Origin of the sequence: Niabella aurantiaca DSM 17617 (assembly GCF_000374125.1) — a bacterium.
Lineage (GTDB): Bacteria > Bacteroidota > Bacteroidia > Chitinophagales > Chitinophagaceae > Niabella > Niabella aurantiaca.
This window is the reverse complement of record NZ_KB893629.1, coordinates 66,783-85,706: the sequence shown is the minus strand read 5'-3', so window position 1 is coordinate 85,706 and position 18,924 is coordinate 66,783. Positions and strand designations below refer to the sequence as shown.

General features: G+C 48.5%; 8 protein-coding genes. 2 read left to right on the top strand and 6 right to left on the bottom strand.

Annotated elements, in window-relative coordinates:
- Positions 1–8: 8 nt before the first annotated feature.
- Genes B160_RS0110465 through B160_RS0110450 form a run of 4 tightly spaced genes read right to left on the bottom strand, consistent with a single transcriptional unit; the run spans position 9 to position 7,466 of the window.
- Positions 9–1,436, bottom strand: coding sequence for a DUF4623 domain-containing protein (locus B160_RS0110465; RefSeq protein WP_169540033.1), 1,428 nt, complete (start codon positions 1,434–1,436; stop codon positions 9–11).
- A gap of 31 nt (positions 1,437–1,467) precedes the next feature.
- Complete coding sequence (locus B160_RS0110460; protein WP_018627858.1) at positions 1,468–3,270, bottom strand: RagB/SusD family nutrient uptake outer membrane protein; 1,803 nt, start codon at positions 3,268–3,270, stop codon at positions 1,468–1,470.
- Between the two features lie 18 nt (positions 3,271–3,288).
- Positions 3,289–6,696 carry a SusC/RagA family TonB-linked outer membrane protein gene (locus tag B160_RS0110455; RefSeq protein ID WP_018627857.1) on the bottom strand — a complete coding sequence of 1,136 codons (3,408 nt, stop codon included), beginning with the start codon at positions 6,694–6,696 and terminating at the stop codon, positions 3,289–3,291.
- A gap of 20 nt (positions 6,697–6,716) precedes the next feature.
- Complete coding sequence (locus B160_RS0110450) at positions 6,717–7,466, bottom strand: DeoR/GlpR family DNA-binding transcription regulator (RefSeq protein ID WP_018627856.1); 750 nt, start codon at positions 7,464–7,466, stop codon at positions 6,717–6,719.
- Between the two features lie 242 nt (positions 7,467–7,708).
- Between B160_RS0110450 and B160_RS0110440 the strand changes: the two genes are divergently transcribed.
- A complete protein-coding gene (locus tag B160_RS0110440; RefSeq protein WP_245562190.1) occupies positions 7,709–10,552 on the top strand; it encodes a DEAD/DEAH box helicase in 2,844 nt (947 codons plus the stop codon).
- 755 nt (positions 10,553–11,307) lie between these two features.
- On the top strand, positions 11,308–13,485 hold the full coding sequence (locus B160_RS0110430) for a hypothetical protein (RefSeq protein WP_157558000.1): 2,178 nt from the start codon (positions 11,308–11,310) through the stop codon (positions 13,483–13,485).
- A 246-nt stretch (positions 13,486–13,731) separates the two neighbouring features.
- Here B160_RS0110430 and B160_RS0110425 read toward each other — a convergent pair whose 3' ends face one another.
- Positions 13,732–15,720 (bottom strand): SusD/RagB family nutrient-binding outer membrane lipoprotein, encoded by a 1,989-nt coding sequence (locus B160_RS0110425; protein WP_018627852.1) that lies wholly within the window; start codon positions 15,718–15,720, stop codon positions 13,732–13,734.
- 20 nt (positions 15,721–15,740) lie between these two features.
- Positions 15,741–18,905, bottom strand: a complete 3,165-nt coding sequence (locus B160_RS0110420; RefSeq protein ID WP_018627851.1) for a SusC/RagA family TonB-linked outer membrane protein — start codon at positions 18,903–18,905, stop codon at positions 15,741–15,743.
- Positions 18,906–18,924: the final 19 nt, after the last annotated feature.

Sequence of the window (18,924 nt, the reverse complement as noted above, 5' to 3'; positions counted from 1 at the left end):
CTATGAGCTTAATCGGTTTGTTGTTTTTTAGGAAAGTCGATCAGTACAAATCCTGCATCTGCAGAAGCGGTGTACAATGTTAATTTTTCATCTTTTCCATCTTCACCTTTGGTTATAAACCACCCCGTTTGCGTTCCGGGAGAAGAATTGGCAGGTCCCAGCAGAGCGTATTGATAAACCGGCGACTTGTCGGCCCTTTCATTAAAAAGAGTAAGAGCCTCCACCGTACTGCTACCCCTCGTAATATCATATACATACAGTACAACAGCATCCGAACCACTCCTTGCAGCAGTTGTCATGATCAGGTACCGCTCGCCGTTAAAACTGATCACACGGGCATCACTCCCTCTTATGGGAACTGCTGTATTGCTTAAGGCGTAAGTAATGCCTGCAGACTCACTTGCAACCCTTATGGGGGCATCATAACCTGTATAGATATAATCAGCAGTTTTGCCCACCCTGTTAAAAGACATCACATAACTGGACCCGCTGGCATTGGTCAGTACTGTTGGATCTGAAATACTGGTATAATTGGTAACTTTTAATCTCAAAATCTTAGAAACTGCATTGTCCCCAAAGTACATAAACCCATTACCATTTTCATCCAGGTTTACCGACATGTTGTCTCCATGACGTACACCGGCTCCCGGTATTGTGGCGATATTCAAATTTGCAATTACATCGGGCGCGGCCGCAGGATCGGTCCAGTGGTATATTTTGAATGGCGATGCCTGCCCGCCAGACAGATTTGCAATATATGAATGCCCGTTGACCTGAGCACCAACGTTTACTGTATAGGTTCCTCCGGAAACGCCCGTCAGATTCAAGGGTATGGGCTCTATTTTATTCTGCTTAAGATCGCTCACTTTTAAAAGGTGAGACCCTCCTGCCGCTCTTGTTACGATTAAAACGTGCTGGCCGTCAAAACCGGTTCCTCTCGTATTCAACGAAACAAACGACGGATAAACCGGGTTCCCCAGCTCATTATTCGTATAATCGTAAATCACCGGTTTCCCAAAATCGGCGCCAAACACCGGGATATCCAGCCTTAACGTAACCAGGTACTCACGGAACCTTGCATGGTTCACCACTTTCACGGCATTGGTTTTGGAGGCCTCACCCGCTCCAAAATCAAAGCTATACGAAGCCTGGTCCAGCGTTGCACCACCAGACATCACCGCCTCGAACTTAATATTGCTGAAGTCCGTAAGCGTATCCAGACGGGGGAAGGAGACGGTCTTTTTATTTTCGTCGATAACACCTTCAACCACGGTATTCCCGTTCTCGCCCGCATTTACGATCTTTATGGATTGCAGCACCACTTCATCATCCGACTCCACATTCTTTGGAAAATCCTTCTGGCAGGCATTAAAGCAGATAAGCATTACAGCAGCCAGTGCCCACCAGTATTTTGAGATATTGTTCACCATTTTCATTTTTTTGAGTTTTGGGGTTAAACATTGCTGTTTAGTTCTGCGGCCAGCCTTCCGTTTGTGCAAGCGTATAACCTTTGCTGGTATATTCATCGATCTGCACCCGTCCTATCGGCGACAGGTAGGGGTTTACCCCGGGCAGGTTCAGGAACGGCAACCGGCCATTGGTATTGGTGAGCCGGTAAAACCCTTTCATCGCAGAAGCATTTGAACCGTTATAAACGATAATATTGCCGGCCATGTCTACCACGGACACTCCCGTCTTTAGCTCGTCAGGCACTTCTGCTGAAAAGTTCACCCATCCGCCGGACAACAGATCTTTTTTCTGATCAGTATCCATATAAGCCAGCTTGCTCCAGCGCCTGAGATCGCCGATGCGCGAATATTCAAAGGCAAATTCCATCCGGCGCTCCCGCCTGATCTCCCACAGCAAGGCCGGCACAGAAGGATCCCGTTTGGGGTCATCCGGCAGGTTCGCGATCTCTAACGGCGCTGTTTGCTGCACCCCTTTGGCTACGGCTTCTTCTGCCAGCGGCCGCTTGCGTATTTTATTCACCGATCTCTCAAGATCGTCCTGGGTCACGGCCCCTCCGCCAATGGTCGCCAGCTCTTCCTTTGCTTCGATCCAGTTCAGCAATACTTCTGCATACCGGAGTACCGGGTAATCTGTTTCGTTCTTACTGCTGGTAAACTCGTTGGGCGGTGCGTTACCGGCGGCTACCGATGTAATGACACTTCTGGGGATGAATTTAACTGTGTACCAGAAGGAAGCCCTGTTTTTGGGTGTCGGTTTTTCATAAAAGGAAGCTTCGAGCCTCGAATCGCGGGTGGCGATCATTTTTGATAAGGAAAAATCACCGGCGCCCGTCTCAGCTGAATTTTGCCAGGGTTGGCCGTCAACACAGATAAAGGATTTGATCAGGTCCGTGCTGGGACCAAAGGCCAGGGATTCAGACAGGTTATTATAGGATGCTACCGAATGAGTAATACCGGTAGCCGCATCATAATGCCGGTAAAGTACCACATCTTTATTTCCTGCCAGCGAATTGGAGGCAAACAGGGTCCGGAAGTCGGTAACAATATCATATTTACCGCTGCTGATCACGATATCGGCGGCTTCTTCTGCCAGCTCTAAAAATTTACGTGCACGTTCATTGTTGTTGTAATAGTATTTCTGCCAGGTACCTTCATACAGCGCGATCCTGGAGGCAAAACCTGCCGCAACATACCGGTTCACAAACTGATCTCCGTCTGAGGTCCTTATGTTGGCCAGGGCAAATTTCAGATCATCGTACACCGCATCCATCACCTCGTTGCGCGGTGTGCGGGGCTTATAAAGATCGTCCAGGTCAATATCACTTGGAACATGATCGTAATAAGGTACGTCCCCAAAGGTGGTTACCAGGTCGCTGTACTCCATTGCCCTGAAGAAACGGCCGATACCGGTCCAGTGGTTTTTCGCTTCTTCTGTCAACATACCGCTTACCCGGTTCTCAATGCGGTCCAGCAGGATATTGATGGAGCGCATCGTGGAATAGCTCCAGATACTGCTGCTGGGTACCGCCCGTGTAAAATTGCCCTGGTTGCCCATTGCAAAAATGTCATCGCTGAACTGGAAACCCATCATCGCCGCGCCCCCTGTTCCAAATCCTTCTCCATATCCCGGGAAAAAGCTTGTGTACAGGCTGTTTGCATAGAGCCTTACATTATCTTCAGAGGTCCAGGCTGTTTCATCCGTTACCTCAGAAAGCGGTGCTCTGTCCATAAATTTTTTACACCCGGTAGAGACGAGCCCTAATAAAAAGAATAAAAACAGGTATTTATTGAAATGTTTCATATCAGTAATTGTTTAGGGTTATAAGGATATATTCAGACCAACCGATGCAATTTTAAAGGTGGGCGTTCCGGTGCCGGTACGGCCAAGGTTGTAGTTATCTGCCAGCATCGAGCTTCCGGAAATGGCTTCGGGGTCTATGGGCAATCCTCTCAGTTTATCAAAGGTGATGAAATTCTCCAATGACGCATATACACGGGCCTGCTTCAGCCGGATGCGCTCCAGCAGCGACACCGGAACATTGTAACCCAATGTGATGTTCTTGATCCGGAAATAGGCCATATTGAGCAGGTAACGCGTTTGCGGCACCATTACGAAACCGGAATTGGCACCGCCCAGGTTCCAGGCCCGGGGATAAAAAGCATCCGTACGGTCGGCCTTCCAGAAATCCTCCGCAATGGCCTGTGGCATGGCTCCGTCCTTCACATGGAAGCCGGGAATGGCCAGCTGACCGGCGCCCCAGATATGCCTTCTGCCAACACCCTGTCCCATAACGGAAAAGTCGAAGGATTTATAATCCAGGCCGATGCGGAACCCGTACTCATACCGGGGAAATATATTCCCGATCACCACCCGGTCGCCCGGATCACCGAATGTGCTCTTACCCGGGGTGATGTACCCGTCACCATTTACATCTACAAACTTCACATCTCCCGGGCTGATCAGCAATACCTGGTTGCCGTCTTCAAAATAGGTCTGGTAAACCGGGTTGTTTCCGGCAAGCTTATTGGTGCGCTTTGCCGTTCCCTGCCAAACAATGGTTTCCTGTACAAAGTTTCCATTTTCATCATATACAAAATCTTCCTTCTGGTACAGCCGGTCGGTTACATAACCGTAAATATCGCCATAGCGTTTACCGGTTGTAAACGAACCGCCTACCGACCTGTTTGCATAATCAATGTTCCAGTCCGGTCCCTTTGTAACATCCGTAATGGCATCGGAAATATTTGCCCGCACATTAATGCCCAGGCCGCCCTCAAAACGATGGTTAAAATCCACGGCAAGTTCCCAGCCCTTTGTTTTCAGGTTCCCAAAGTTTCCTCTCGGTGCTACATCACCAAAGGTTGCAGGAAGATCCAGGCCGGGGATGATCATATTTTTTGTCTGGCGCTCGAACCAGTCAAAAGTAACGCCCAGCTTGTTATGGATGAATCTCAGGTCCGCCCCGAGGTTCAGGGTTACGATATCCTGCCAGGTAAGCCCTCCGGAAACAGGACGTGGTTTGTCGAGATAAAAAGCCTGCTCGCCCTGGCTGTTCAGCCAGCTGGTTTTTCCAATGCCCATAACCGGCATGTATAAACTGTTGGCTACGGACTGGTCGCCGATCGACCCCCAGGAACCGCGGAATTTGGCAAAGCTGATCACCGGCTTCAGGCGCTCCATAAATGTTTCGTCGCTGAGCACCCAACCGGCAGAAAAAGACGGGTACCATTTCCAGCGCATAAAAGCCGGGAATGTAGAAGTAGCATCATAGCGCAGGTTACCTTCCAGCAGGTACCTATTGGCAAAGGCATAGTTGATCCGCCCGAAATATCCCAGCTGTGAGCCCCAGTTTGCATATCCTCCGGCTTCCTCTTTTCCAACTGCAAATTTAAATTCCGGCCGGTCGTTGTCGATCAGCTGCGATCTCCGTGAATACTGGTCGTTCCATTTATTGGCCACAATATTGGTACCCAGCATAAATTTAAACCGGTTGTTTTCGTTCAGGTTGAGGTTATAGGTAGAATACGCATTGATCGTATGCCTCCGTTCCGCCTCGGTGTATTGATATACATAGGTCTGTTCTTTGGTAATGTATTCCGTTACCGGGAACCGGTAAGCGGCTACCCCGCCATCGTCTGTAACATTTCCATCCTCATCTACATACACGCGGTCCCCGTTGTCATCCACCCAGGCCACCGGGGCATACCAATGCCAGGCTCCTGTAAAGGTGGGCATGGAAGATTTTTGGCGTTCTTCACGCACATCATACGTGTAATCGGCTATAATGTTCCAGTTCTTGGTAATGTCGATCGTTGTACCAAAGCTCAGGTTGGTATATTGTTTGCCCAGCGTAGCGGTATGCGCATCCTTGGTATCCCAGTAGGGATCCCTTACGCGTTCTCCATGTTCCGTAACGCCGGTAGGGAACAAGCGGCTCCAGCGGTACAGGTACAACCAGGGATCTGCGCCAAATCCGGTTGCAGAATTCGGATACCGTTTGATCCGGTCGGAAAACAGCATCCCGCCCCTTACAGAAATATGATCCGTTACCTGGGTCGACAGTTTCAGGTTGGCCGTGTATCTTTTATAATCATCATGCTTTGCCGGCTTCATCATCCCCTCCTGAGCCATATAGCCTAATCCCACATTGTACTGTGTTTTTCCGGATTTGCCATTCAGGGAAAGATTGTGATTTTCTGTAAATGCATTTTTCTTGATCATGGCGCCAACGGGATCGTAAACACGGATACCGAATTTATCGGTACCGTCGAAATACCAGTCCCTTCCGTAAACCACCGGGTCAAAAGGCCCTACCGTGCTGCCGTATTTTTGCTGCCACTCTCTCGATTTTTGTAAGCTTTCTTCACTGATGCGCCAGAAGCCACCTGCAGGGCCGCTTGCCTTCATATTCTTATGCGCCTCCAGGGTATATTCCAAACCATCGATACCGGCAATATCATGGTCTTTGGTTGGTTGCTGCCAGGAAAGGTTATTGGAATAGGTAAGGCTGATCCCTTCGGTTTTGGTACCTTTTTTTGTGGTGATCAGTATGACCCCAAAAGCCGCTTTGGCCCCATAAATAGACGTTGCGGCGGCATCTTTTAAGATCGAAACAGTTTCGATATCATTCGGGTTCAGCAGCTGGATACTGGGTATTTCCACATTATCCACCAGGATCAACGGCTGGCTGTTGCCCTCTAACGATCCTACAAAGCCCCGTATCCGCATAATCGGATCCGAACCCAGTTCGCCATCCGGCAACCGTACAGAAAGACCGGGAACCACACCCTGAAGACCGCGGCCCGCATCCGCAATGGGCCGGCTTCCCAGCTCCTTTTCAACGTTTACGTTGGTAACGGCGCCGGTAATATTCCCTTTCCGCTGGGTACCGTACCCTACCACCACAATCTCATCCAGGGAATTGGCTCCCGGCTGCAGGACCACCCGGATGGGGTCGGTACCGGTGATCCGCACGTCCTGGATCTTGTAGCCTACATAGCTAAATTCCAGGGTCTGCCCCGCTGCAGCGCGGATCGAAAACATACCGGCATCATCTGTAGACGTAGATACGGTTGTTCCTTTTACGTTCACCGTTACACCGGGCATGGTACTGTCCGTTTCCGAAACCACCGTTCCGGAAACCTGGCGATCCTGACCAAACAGGCCACAAGGTGCAGAAAGAGCAAGCACTACAATGAGCAGCACATAGGTTCGTAATCTTCTCATAACTTTTTTTTATTTAGTTTCTACAAAACAGTAATTCCTGCTTCTACATAGGGTTGCAATACCTTGTCGTTGGGATCCAACTCTGTTATTAAATAGTCGATTTGTTTTAATGCACATACCTGTAAGGCCTCAAAGGAGTTCAGCTTTTCAGAAATAGCCAGGCAGACCGTTTTGGCAGAAGCGGCCACCATGGCCCTCTTCAGTTCTACCACTTCCCAATCGTTATCCGTAATCCCCCGTTGCAGATCAATGGCATTCGTTCCCAAAAAACAAAGATCGGCGTTCACCTCCCGGATCTTCGACAGGGCACTGGCCCCTACCGTGATCCTTGACGCCTTATTTACCTTGTCGCCCACTACAATTACGTTGATGTTGGGATGGGCAATGTACAGGTTCAGCGCCGGAATACTTCCGGTTATAAACGTGGCACGGAGCTGGGGAGGCAGCTGTTTGGCCATTTCAAGAATGGTAGTACCGCCGCTCGTCAGTACGTACATATTATTGTGGATGAGCCCGATCGCTTTTTCTGCGATCTTTACTTTTTTTGATTGTGAATAAACATTGGTGGACTCAAACCGCACTTCGTTGAACGCCAGTGATAGCGCCCCGCCATGTACCTTGATCAGTTTTCCGGCTTGTGACAATTCATAAAGGTCTCTCCGCACCGTATCTTCGGATACACCCATGTCGGCACATAAACCCGTATTCACCACCTTATTGTGCAGATCCAGCTTATGCAGTATATACGCCTGTCTTTCTTTCTTTAGCAAGTCAATCAGTTTTTAATCTTCTGTTAAAGATAGGCAATTGTTTGCAAAAACCCGCATATTTTTTATAAAAACCGCAAATAACCACAAAATATTTGAAATTAAAGTTGCAAAAAGTTGCAAATGAAGGCTTAGGACCGGATCCTTGATGAGCAACCATACCCTTATCCGATCCCGGATTGGATTCTGATTTCTCAACGCTTCGACAAAAAAGCTATATTGCGCCGCTCTACATTATCAGAAAAATGACAGCGCAACGTACGATGGCAATATTGCTCGCTGCCCATAAGGCGGGAGAAAAACAGGGATTATTACAGATCTTATCCGTAGACAAAAGCAGCAAACCCCCGGTCTATGACACCATCGGGTTCACCAATAAATCCATCAACAGTTCCTTCCGGCAGCTGTTACCACCCGACCCCGTAAAAGTGCTGCTGGCCTTTGGCGAAAGCGGTATGGCCAGGACCCTGCCCGCAATAAGGCATTACTTCGAGGTTCAGGGGGGGTCTGTTCCTTACCGCGCATTCCTGGAGCGGGAGCTGGTAAAATATTACTACGATCTTTTTCGGCAGCTAAAGCCCTATTTTGGACAGCTGAAATGGTACCACAGCAGCAAAGGGCCCAACGATCGCTGGGTTACAGCCCCCTGTGCCATCAGCAGCCACCGCCCTTTTTTAAAGTTCACGGTTACCGAAGCCGGTGGGCAATACCGGATCGAGGCCCTGCTCGAAATCAATGGTGCCGACCATGCCCTGAAAGACCTCGAACGCCATTATTTCTTCCTGCGGAAGGAACAGGAATATTTCTTACTGACGCTTGCTGATCATCAGACCCTCGACTGGCTGGCAGGGGAGAATGCTACAGTGCCCGGCACGCGGGAACAAATCGAAACCCTGCTGTCCCGGCTGGAGGGAAAATATCCCGTAAAACGGAACGTGCCGGAAGACACCCTGGCCATCAGTGCCGCCCCGGTATGCCGGGTGCTGCTGAGCGAGCTCAGCAATACCTTCCTGATGTTCACCCCCCAATGGACCTATGACGGCTATGCTGTGGAGGGCGCCTGGGAAACACAAACCACCGTACACCTGAACGGAACGCCGGTTGTCATTGAACGCAACCAGGAAAAAGAGGCGGAATTAAGGACCCTGCTCGAATCCTTTCATCCCCGTTTCCCTGAACAGCGTAACGGCTACTACTACCTCCCTTTTGCCGAAGCGCAGAAACGGCAATGGTTTCAAAAAGTTTATCACAAACTGCTGGTGTCCGATATCGAGATCATCGGTATGGATATGCTGCAGCACTTCCGGTTCTCCACGTTTTTACCGGAAACAACGATGGAACTGACCGGAGAGGATGCGCAATTTTATACCTACTGGCTCACGGTGCAATTCGGGAACGAAAAAGTATCCGTCAATGAGCTGCAAAAAACACTCTGGGCAGGGCAAACCGCCGTTCTGTTAAAAGACGGAACACTGGGCTTGCTGAGCGCCGACTGGATGCAGCAATATGCTATGGTGCTCAAACACGGAAAGGTATATCAGCAGCAATTAAAAGTATCCAAATGGCTGCAGCTTTCAACGCAGGCAGACACCGAGGCCGCAGAGATCGAAAACGGACCTGAGAGCTGGTGGCAGCGCTGGCGCGACTGGCAGCTGCACAAACCTGTTTATGCTTTACCTAAAACCGTTAACGCCGTGTTAAGGTCGTACCAGCAACAGGGTTATGAATGGATGTGCTTAATGGCGGATGCGGGCGCCGGCGGCTGCCTGGCCGATGATATGGGATTGGGAAAGACCCTGCAGGCCATCTCCTTTTTAACCAGGATCCAGGAACAATTTCCCGGTACACAAAGCCTGGTGGTATGTCCCGCTTCGCTGATCTATAACTGGGAGCAGGAATTGAAAAAATTCGCACCGCAGTTATCGGTAATGGTCTATCATGGCGCTCAACGGGATCCTTCGTCTGTCAGCGACACTTCCATACAGGTTTTTGTTACCAGCTATGGAACGCTGCGCTCAGATGAAGCGCTACTGACAGCCGTTGCCTACAAAGTAATCTTTATCGACGAAAGCCATAACATCAAAAACCCGGCGGCCCGTATTACCCGGGCGGTAGGAAATATTAACGCCGGCTACCGCTTTGCCCTGAGCGGTACCCCGGTTGTGAACAATACTTTTGACCTGTATGCCCAGCTCAACACGGTATTGCCGGGCGTTTTTGGGAGCCGGGAATTCTTTAAGCGGGAATATGCAGATCCGATCGATCGCTTTGGTGATGAAGCCAAACAACAGGCACTGCAAAAACTGATCGCGCCCTTCGTTTTAAGGAGAACGAAAGAGCAGGTAGCTGCAGACCTGCCGGAAAAAACTGAAATGGTATTGTGGTGCGAAATGGACGATGACCAGCGGCTGGCCTACGAAAATTTAAAGGACCAGATCCGGAGCAATGTTTTGGCGGGCATTCAGAAAAACGGCATTGCCCGTACCCGCTTACACGTACTGGAAGGTATTTTAAAGTTAAGGCAGGTCTGCAATACGCCCCTGCTGGTGGAAGAAGCCGAACCCCGTTCTGCTGCATCCGTAAAACTGGATATGTTGTTTGCTGAGCTGGAGCAACTGCTGCCGGGTCATAAAGTGCTGGTGTTTTCCCAGTTCACAGGAATGCTGGATATCATTGCGGCTGCCTGCAGGCAAAAACAAATAGCACATTATCATTTTGACGGGCAAACCCCTCCCGCAAAACGGGCAAAGATGGTGGAAGACTTTCAAAAGCAGGACAGCGATGTGCATCTTTTTTTGATCAGCTTAAAAGCCGGGAATGCGGGGTTAACGCTTACTGCGGCGGACTATGTATTCCTGTTTGATCCCTGGTGGAACGAGGCGGTGCAGCAGCAGGCCATCGACCGTACCCACCGGATCGGGCAAACCAAAAATGTGTTCGCCTATAAAATGATCTGTAAGGATTCCATCGAGGAAAAGATCCTGCAGCTGCAGGAACGCAAAAAGAAACTGTCTGCCGACCTCATCTCCGCCGACGAAGGGTTCATTCAAAACCTGGAGCAGCAAGACGTGGAATGGCTGTTTGGGTAAGGCCGCTTGTATTTCCCGGCACCTGGCGAACATGAAAAAGGAACGGTCCCTTAAAAATGAAGTTGTCATCTCAAAAGTCTTTATTTTGTTTTTTCGCCCCCGTCACAATCAGGATTTCGGCATCTGAAGATGGCTATGCGTCAATAGATTCTGAAACACCCGTCCGGGCGAAAATTCAGAACGACAATGCGCTATAAAGCGGCTTTTGTATAACGGAGCACAATTCTGATTATTGATCCTCTGGCTTATACCTCCGTGTTTGCAATACCAGGGAGCTTGGGGAGGAGGGTTTTAAAAGAAAAGTATTCCCCCTGGCGCCCTTAATAATGACTGCTGCCAGATGCCTGAAACGGGTCGTAATACGGATCATCTGATTAATTTTTTAATCTCAGTCAACGCTTTTTCTTCCCAGTGCGACAGCTCTATTACTTTGCTGCTTCAGGGAACTGCTTTTTTATTATTTTAGTGGGACGGGAATCTTTATATTGATATCTTTTCCAAAAATAAAAATACGCCGTATTGCGCTGTTGGGTGTTTTATTTGTAACACCTTTATTTTCTCTTTGTCAGCAATTAGAGGACAGGCTGGCCGCCTGGCAACAGCGCAACCCAATAGAAAAATTATACCTGCATACCGATAGGGATCACTATTATGCCGGACAAACAATCTGGTGTAAAGGATACTTTATGTCCGGGTTCCTCCCCTCCGGAAGAAACACCGTTTTATATGTTGAGCTCTTAAACAGCCGCTCAGAAATGATCAAAAGAAATGCATTCCCGGTTTACGGAGGTATGGCTCCGGGCCAGTTAACTTTGCCAGACAGCTTAAGTACGGGTTTCTATCAGATCAGGGCTTATTCCCCTCTTATGCTGAACCAGCCCGGTTTTATCTTCAGGCAACGCATCATGATTTATGGAAAAGAGAACAAGGAGGTACAAAATAAAGATAAAAAGGTGGACACCCTGCTGTTTTTTCCTGAAGGCGGCAGCCTTATTACAGGCCTTTTAAATATTGTTGCATTTAAATCAATAGATAAAGACGGCCGGCCCCTTCCTGTTCAGGGCGCGATCAGAAATAGCAAAAATGAGATCGTAGGTAGTTTTGAAAGTGTGCATGACGGGATGGGTTCTTTTAGCATCACTCCTGTCCGGGGCGAACACTACTATGCCGTAGTAAAAACATCCGGTCAAAAATACGTTCTTCCGGAACAAACCGGGGAAGGTATTGTACTGAACGTAACAGATATGCCCGGGATCAAACGGTTCACCGTACATACGGGAGGAAACAACCATCTTTTTAAGCCGGCCTATATGATCGGTCAAATGCAGAACATGGTTATTTTCAAACAACCTTTACCGCAGGACAGAACAGTAATTACCGGCTCTATCAAAACGCACAGCTATTATTCAGGTATCCTTCAGCTTACTGTATTCAATAAAGATGATATGCCCCTCGCCGAACGCATTACGTTTGTTGATAATAAAGAATATGCGCTGCCTGCCAGCATAAATGTCGATACGCTGGACACAGGTGCCCGGAAACACAATCACTTTACCATTATGGTGCCCGACACCGTAATTGGCAACTTTTCATTGTCAGTCACGGATGCCGACTATGAAAATGATGTAAAAAGACGTTCTAATATATACGCCTCCTTTCTATTAAAAAGCGATATCAAAGGATACATCCATAACCCCGCCTATTATTTTAATACCAGTGGTGATGCTGCAAAGAAAGCACTGGAACTGGTAATGATGACAAACGGCTGGACCCGCTTTAAATGGACGGACTTGGCAAACAACCAGCTTCCATCGTCCCTGTATAAAGACCCCGGGTACCTCAAGCTCAGCGGCAGGATCTTCAAAAAAGGAACGAAAAAGCCGCTTGCCGATAAAGATGTTATCCTGATCCTGTCCCCTGCTGATTCCGGCCGGTCCGCCGGACATTCATCCCGCATGATACACACGGATGTACGCGGCGGCTTTGAAGCTGACTCCCTGCTTATGTATGGAAAAACAAAGATGGTGTTTTCCGAAATAAACGGCAGGAAAAACAACTTTATACGGGTACAATTAGATAGCAATTCATTGATGCTTAAAAAGCCGCCCGTGTCAGAACCCCTGGTGGCGGTATACAGTAAAAATGCTTTTATCATCAATCAAAAAATGAACACTGCTTATATTGATTACGCAAATGCAAAAGGCCTAACATTAAAAAACGTCATAGTTCGCGCCTCACAAAAAACCGCTATTGATCAACTTGATGAAGCCTATTCAAGCGGTTATTTTTCAGGGGCTGTTCACAGCTACCGGATCGATATGAGAAATGAAAGTTACGCCGGCGATTTTTTTGAATATTTACGGGAGCGCATTCCCGGTCTTAAAGTTTCCGGAGAACCCGGTGACTATGTGCTGCATTACAGGGGCGGCAATATGACCTATTATATAAATAACGGCGAGGAGGACCGAAAAAGCGATCCGCATGCAAACACCGGAAACGTAACGCTGTTCTTAGATGAGATGCCGGCAAACCCCATCATCCTGGAAACCATTCCGCTAAACGACATTGCCCTGATAAAGTTATTTCCCAGTTCTACCGCCACGGCAGGAGGTGGCACCGTGCTGGCTGTCTATACAAAAAAAAGTACGGACCGGCTCACGGAGACAACATCGTCCACTGACATCATTACCTATTATGGTTATACCATTACAAAGGAATTTTACAACCCTGATTACAGCCATAATCCTGACCATCATACGGCGGATAAAAGAATTACATTGAAATGGATCCCCGACATTACCGTAAATGGTCCCGGTTCAAAAATACCCGTTACATTCTATAACAATGACCATACTAAACGCTTTAAACTGGTTGCAGAAGGCATTACAAGTGAGGGGCGCCTGCTGATGCTGGAAAAAATAATCGAACCCTGAGCGTGCATGAGGACCACCGACCGCAAGACGACCCTCACCGTTTGCCAGGGTAACTGGCTCAAAAGAAAATCTGAATTGACAGACCATCGCCGGTCTCCGCCCATCGACCTTACAGTCCAAAAATGCTATACTGCCGCCCCCCTCAGCCTCCAACTGGCCTGAGATTATTTGCTGTCAAACTTTTGAGAAGACAGCCTCTTTATATACCGGCAAACGGGCTATGACCAAAAACAGAAGTTTCTTCTCCTATTTCAGGTATCCGTAATATTCATCATCGGTTGCACAATCCCACCAAATAGGCATGCTCCAGATATTCAGATCAGCAGCATGCGGGTTTAAGGCAAGGGTATTTACGGAGTTATAATTTATTTCGTAGGTTGGAGGCAGCATCCAGCGGCGCATCCAATACCGTGGATCTGTTGGGGAACCACCCGTAAGCTGGGCCTGCCCGGTGAACAGGGGACCACGCTTATAACCCGGGTAAACATTACCGAAACCTTCTACATCGCCCGCGCTGAAATTAAAGCGGCGCATATCATTCCAGTTTTCAATGCTGCATCCCATGGCCACATATTTCTGCAGCATAATGTCAGCCATCGTCAAGGTACCGGCATCCTTGCAAACCGCGTCGCTCTGAAGATAGGCATTAACGGCGCTCTGTTCCATCGGCCACATATCCGGATTATTATATTGGGCAGCTTTCCATTCGGTCAGCTTCGCCTGCATCATATCCAGGTGTGCTTTAATACCATCCCTGTAGGCCGTCAGCGCGTTGCCCCGTTCGTTCTTCCGCATATAAACCTCGGCTTTAATAAAGCACATCTCGTGGTAGGTCAAGATCTCCTGGTCCGAAACGGGACGAACCTGGAAAGAACCGGTAGAACCGATCACACCGGCAGTATATGCCTCTGGTGACGGGTACCAATTCACGTCAGTTTCCGGCTGAGGTACCGAGCCCTTTGTAGCCTGGGAAGCGCTGCGCAGGTTCACGTATACCGTATCGCCGGCTAAAACATAATTCGTACTGCCTATATAAATAGAGCCGGGCAGATACGTTACTGTTACCTTATTGCCATCAATTGTAAAATCACGTCCCGCAGCGGTTTGGGCAGCAATAAAGGCAGCACGGTCGGCAGCATCGGCAATTGTATATTCCTTATCCGTACTGTCCGCAGCATATGTTGCCGTTGCAACGGAAGTTGCGCCCCCTTTTACCAACCGGCTTGCCGGGCCGTAAGAGTCAACGCCCACAGCACGGTTCCAGGAATAAGACGCCACTTTCCCATTGTCCCCCAGTTTTACATTTGCCATTGAAGCCGGTACTATTTTAGTCATCCGGGGATCTGTAATGCCTTTACCGCGCATATTCACCAACAGGTTATAATGGAATTGAGAAATACGTGTGCTGCTGCCATAAGCTGCATAATTCCAGTTTCCATTTGTTACCACGGGATCTTGTATCAGGAAGTCCGTTACAGTACTGTTATTAAGGCCGGGCCCAACAATATTATCAGCGATCGACTGCGGTCCCTGTGACAAACAGTAAAGAATGGAATCTGCATTATACAGGTCTGATTTTTTTGAAAGCTTCAGCATATAGCGGGCCTTCAATCCCCAGCACATTTTTAACCACTTGCCTACATCTCCATTGTTCCACAGATCGCCTTCACTTAGTGCAGGCGCTCCCGCTTCCTGCGCTTTGCTGAACAGGCTGATCGCTTCATTCAATCTTGCCATGCACCCGTTAAAGATCGTTTTACCGTCATCCGGCTTCGGGCTTGGGTTTCCGGTTCCTGCTTCCGTATAGGGCATTTCCCCATATATGTCCAGCATCTGCATATAACCCAGTGCATGGATCACATCCGCAGCAGCCATATAATGATAAGCACCCTTTTCCTGGGCCGAGTTATAGATATCCACTACGTTAGAAGATACGGCTACAAACCAGGTCTGGTAGGGGGTTGTTGAATTGCTGGAAGAGCATTGCCATGTGGTGGTAAACGAATTAGGAGTAGCAGAATTGCTATAATAAACGCCCGCCTGGCATGCTGTACGGAAATTGGCAACCCCTGACGAGTACTGGTAAAAGTGCTCCATCCAGGGCAGCCTGTTCTGGATCAATACGGTTTGATTGTTCGGATTATCCGGATCCGTATTTACATCCAGCCATTTTTTACAGGAAGCCGATCCCAATACAAGTACACCGCCTAACAGAATATATTTTAAATTTTTCATGACTTAACCTTTTTCTTTAATTAAAACGTAACATTGATTCCGAATGTGAAACTTGCTACTGCAGGCACCCCCAGGTAATCGATGCCCGTAGAGCCCGAACCACCGGTTCCGCCTGCCGCGCTCACTTCAGGATCCATTCCCTTGTAATTGGTCCATGTAAGCAAATTGGTGCCAACTGCTGTTGCGGAAAGCCCCTTGATCACTTTTTTGTTTTTCAGCATATCAGTAAAGTCATATGTCAATGACAGGGAACGCAGTTTCAGCCAGTTTACCGAAGTAATAAAATTAAAGGAATTAGCTGCATAGTTTGCCCAGTATTGCTGAATCATATACGCACCTGAATAAGTAGTACTGCCAATCGTATAAGATTCATCTGCATTATAGGTCTGGCTAAAATCAGCACCCGTCTGGCTGTTCACCCCGGTTACGGTAACTGACTGGCGATCGTTCAGCAAGGTTTTTTTGCTTAAGCCGTTTGTGACCATTGCATACTCTGTACCGTTATACACATCTCCTCCTTTCCGGATATCGAGCAGGAACGACAACATCAATCTTTTATACCGGAATGTATTATTAAAGCCGGCGATATAATCAGGCTCACGGTTACCAACGACCTGGTCATTAGCAGTGGATGACAACAGGTACTGACCGGTTGTCGGGTCTACCTTATACCGTCCGTTTTCGATCTCTTTGCCATCGGCATCGGTTTCACGCATTACACGCCGGCCGATCATGGCAAGGAAGGCTCCGCCATTGGGAATGGACGCCGCCCGCACGGTTCCGAACTGGGCATCCGTAGGATAAAAATAAGCTATGCCCGGAATAAAGGCGCCCAGACTGCCTTTGTTGTAAGAGAAATTAAGTGTGGACTCCCATCCAAAATCTTTTTGTACAACCGGTTTGCCGGTAAGGGCTATTTCCATCCCCTTGTTGATAACCGTTCCGGAATTGAGGGTACTGAAAATAAACCCGCCGGACTGGGCTAGCCTCGGCTGTCCGATTTGGTTCTTCGTCTGGCTATGGTAATAGGTATAATCCAACCCGATACGCCCGTTCAGGAATCTGAACTCTCCTCCTATTTCCCATGAATCCTGGATCTCCGGCTTTAATATTGGATTACCGGCTGCCCACTGATTTCCCACCGCAATGAACGAGCCAATGGTGTACGGGGGCCACACATACGTATTGGTAGCATAGGCGTTGGCATCCTTACCTACCTGCGCCCAGCTTGCCCTCACCTTACCAAAAGAAAGGATATGATTCTTTGGCAACAATTCTGTAAATACAAAGGATCCGCTAAGCGATGGATAAAAATAAGACCGGTTTGCTACCGGCAATGTAGACGACCAGTCGTTACGCCCGGTTGCTGTAATGAATGCAATGTTCTTATAGGACAAGCCGATTTCGCCATAAGCCCCTACTAACCGTTTTCTTGTTGTTCCATCCGTAAAACGTTTGTTCTCCTCCCCGATATTAGCCAAACTGATCGTACCGGCCGTTATAAAGTTGTATCCCCAATGGTTCTGGCTGAGCCATTCCGTACTTTCGGAAGTAGTACCCAACATCAGTCGTGTATCAAAATCGCCGAATGTTTTATGAAAGTTACTCATTACAGTTGTTGAAATATAGGTATAGTCGGACATGGTCTTGCTCAAACGCCCGTTCTGATACAGTGGTATTACGGCAGAGCCCGGGGCAATGTAGGTATAATCCCTGGTGGTGTACTGATCGTAACCCAAACGTCCTACAACATCCCACCAGTCCGTAATTTTATAACTACCGTTTAGGCCCCCGGTAAAGCGTTTCGTTTGGGATGTCAGTTCGTCCTGGTTGATGATCCAGTACGGATTATCGATATCATCTTCCAGGCTCTGCGTTTCGGCAAACCTGCGGTATTGTGTTCCGTCTTCATTTATGTAACGCCGTATGTCAAATACCTGGGGCCAGCCGTATAAGGCCCCCATTGTTCCGTTGCCGCCACCGCTGTACAGGCCGGCCGTCGTTAAGGTTCTGTCCGTATTGGCTATGGAATAGGCCACATTAGCATTCAGTGTCAGGTTCCCGTATTTTTGTTCACCGTTAAACCGAAAAGTGGTCTTATTATACTTTGTACCGGGAACAATGCCCTTTTGATCAAAGTTGGACCCCGATAAATAAAAAGAGCTGTTTTTGGTGCCTCCGGACACATTTACGTTATTATCGTACACCAGGCCGTTTTGAAAGAAATTACCAATATTATCGTATACCGCGCTGTCGGCAGGTATTTTCAACCCCCAGCTGCTATAGTTCAGATCGCTGAAAACACCATTGCTGGAATAAGAGCCGTTGCCAAATACGGTTTGGGCCTCGGGCAGCTTATTTGCCCAGGACGTGCTTAGCTTGCTGTTTACGCTAACCGTTACCCGGCCTTCCGCACCTTTCTTTGTGGTAATGATCACCGCACCATCAGCCGCCCTTGATCCGTACAAAGCTGCTGCTGCTGCGCCTTTCAGCACAGACAGGCTTTCAATATCCTCAGGGTTAATATCCATGATACGGTTGGAGTAACTTGTATTGCTGCGCGACATACCATCGGTACCTGTATTACCCGTCACCGTAGTGGAGTTGTCATATATAACCCCATCGATCACAAACAAAGGCTGATTCTGCCGGCCCTCCGATGTAGAATTACCGCCACGGATGGTGATGGAGGCACCGGCGCCTGCAGAACCGCTGAATTGCGTAATGTTCACACCGGGCACTTTACCTGCTAAAGAATTAACGATATTGGTGTTTTTATTCTTCATCAGTTCCGTCGAGCTCAGGTCGGTAACCGAATACCCCAATGCCTTGCGCTCTCTTTTAATGCCGAGGGCGGTTACCACTACTTCTTCCAGGCTGCGATCCCGTTTCACCAGGTGTACGGTGATCTGTGACTGATTGCCAACCTGCACTTCCTGGGCAATAAACCCAACGGAAGAAAAGCTCAGCATATTGGTACCGGCCGCCCGGATCGAAAAATTACCGGCATCATCTGACATCACCGAATTATTGGATCCGGCTACTGTAATGGTTACACCTGGCAGTGGCGTGTCGCCCTCGTCGTAAACGGTTCCGGTAATGGTCCGCGATTGCGCATGACCACCGCATACGAAGAACGCCGTTAAAGCGAACACCAGCAATAACCTTTGCGTTAATTTTCTCATATCATCGTGCTTTTAATTA

Bases quoted from the DNA above. Each gene is read 5' to 3' on its own strand.
- B160_RS0110420 (WP_018627851.1), bottom strand. From the start codon at position 18,905: ATGAGAAAATTAACGCAAAGGTTATTGCTGGTGTTCGCTTTAACGGCG.
- B160_RS0110455 (WP_018627857.1), bottom strand. From the start codon at position 6,696: ATGAGAAGATTACGAACCTATGTGCTGCTCATTGTAGTGCTTGCTCTT.
- B160_RS0110465 (WP_169540033.1), bottom strand. From the start codon at position 1,436: ATGAAAATGGTGAACAATATCTCAAAATACTGGTGGGCACTGGCTGCT.
- B160_RS0110425 (WP_018627852.1), bottom strand. From the start codon at position 15,720: ATGAAAAATTTAAAATATATTCTGTTAGGCGGTGTACTTGTATTGGGA.
- B160_RS0110440 (WP_245562190.1), top strand. From the start codon at position 7,709: ATGACAGCGCAACGTACGATGGCAATATTGCTCGCTGCCCATAAGGCG.
- B160_RS0110430 (WP_157558000.1), top strand. From the start codon at position 11,308: ATGATCAAAAGAAATGCATTCCCGGTTTACGGAGGTATGGCTCCGGGC.
- B160_RS0110460 (WP_018627858.1), bottom strand. From the start codon at position 3,270: ATGAAACATTTCAATAAATACCTGTTTTTATTCTTTTTATTAGGGCTC.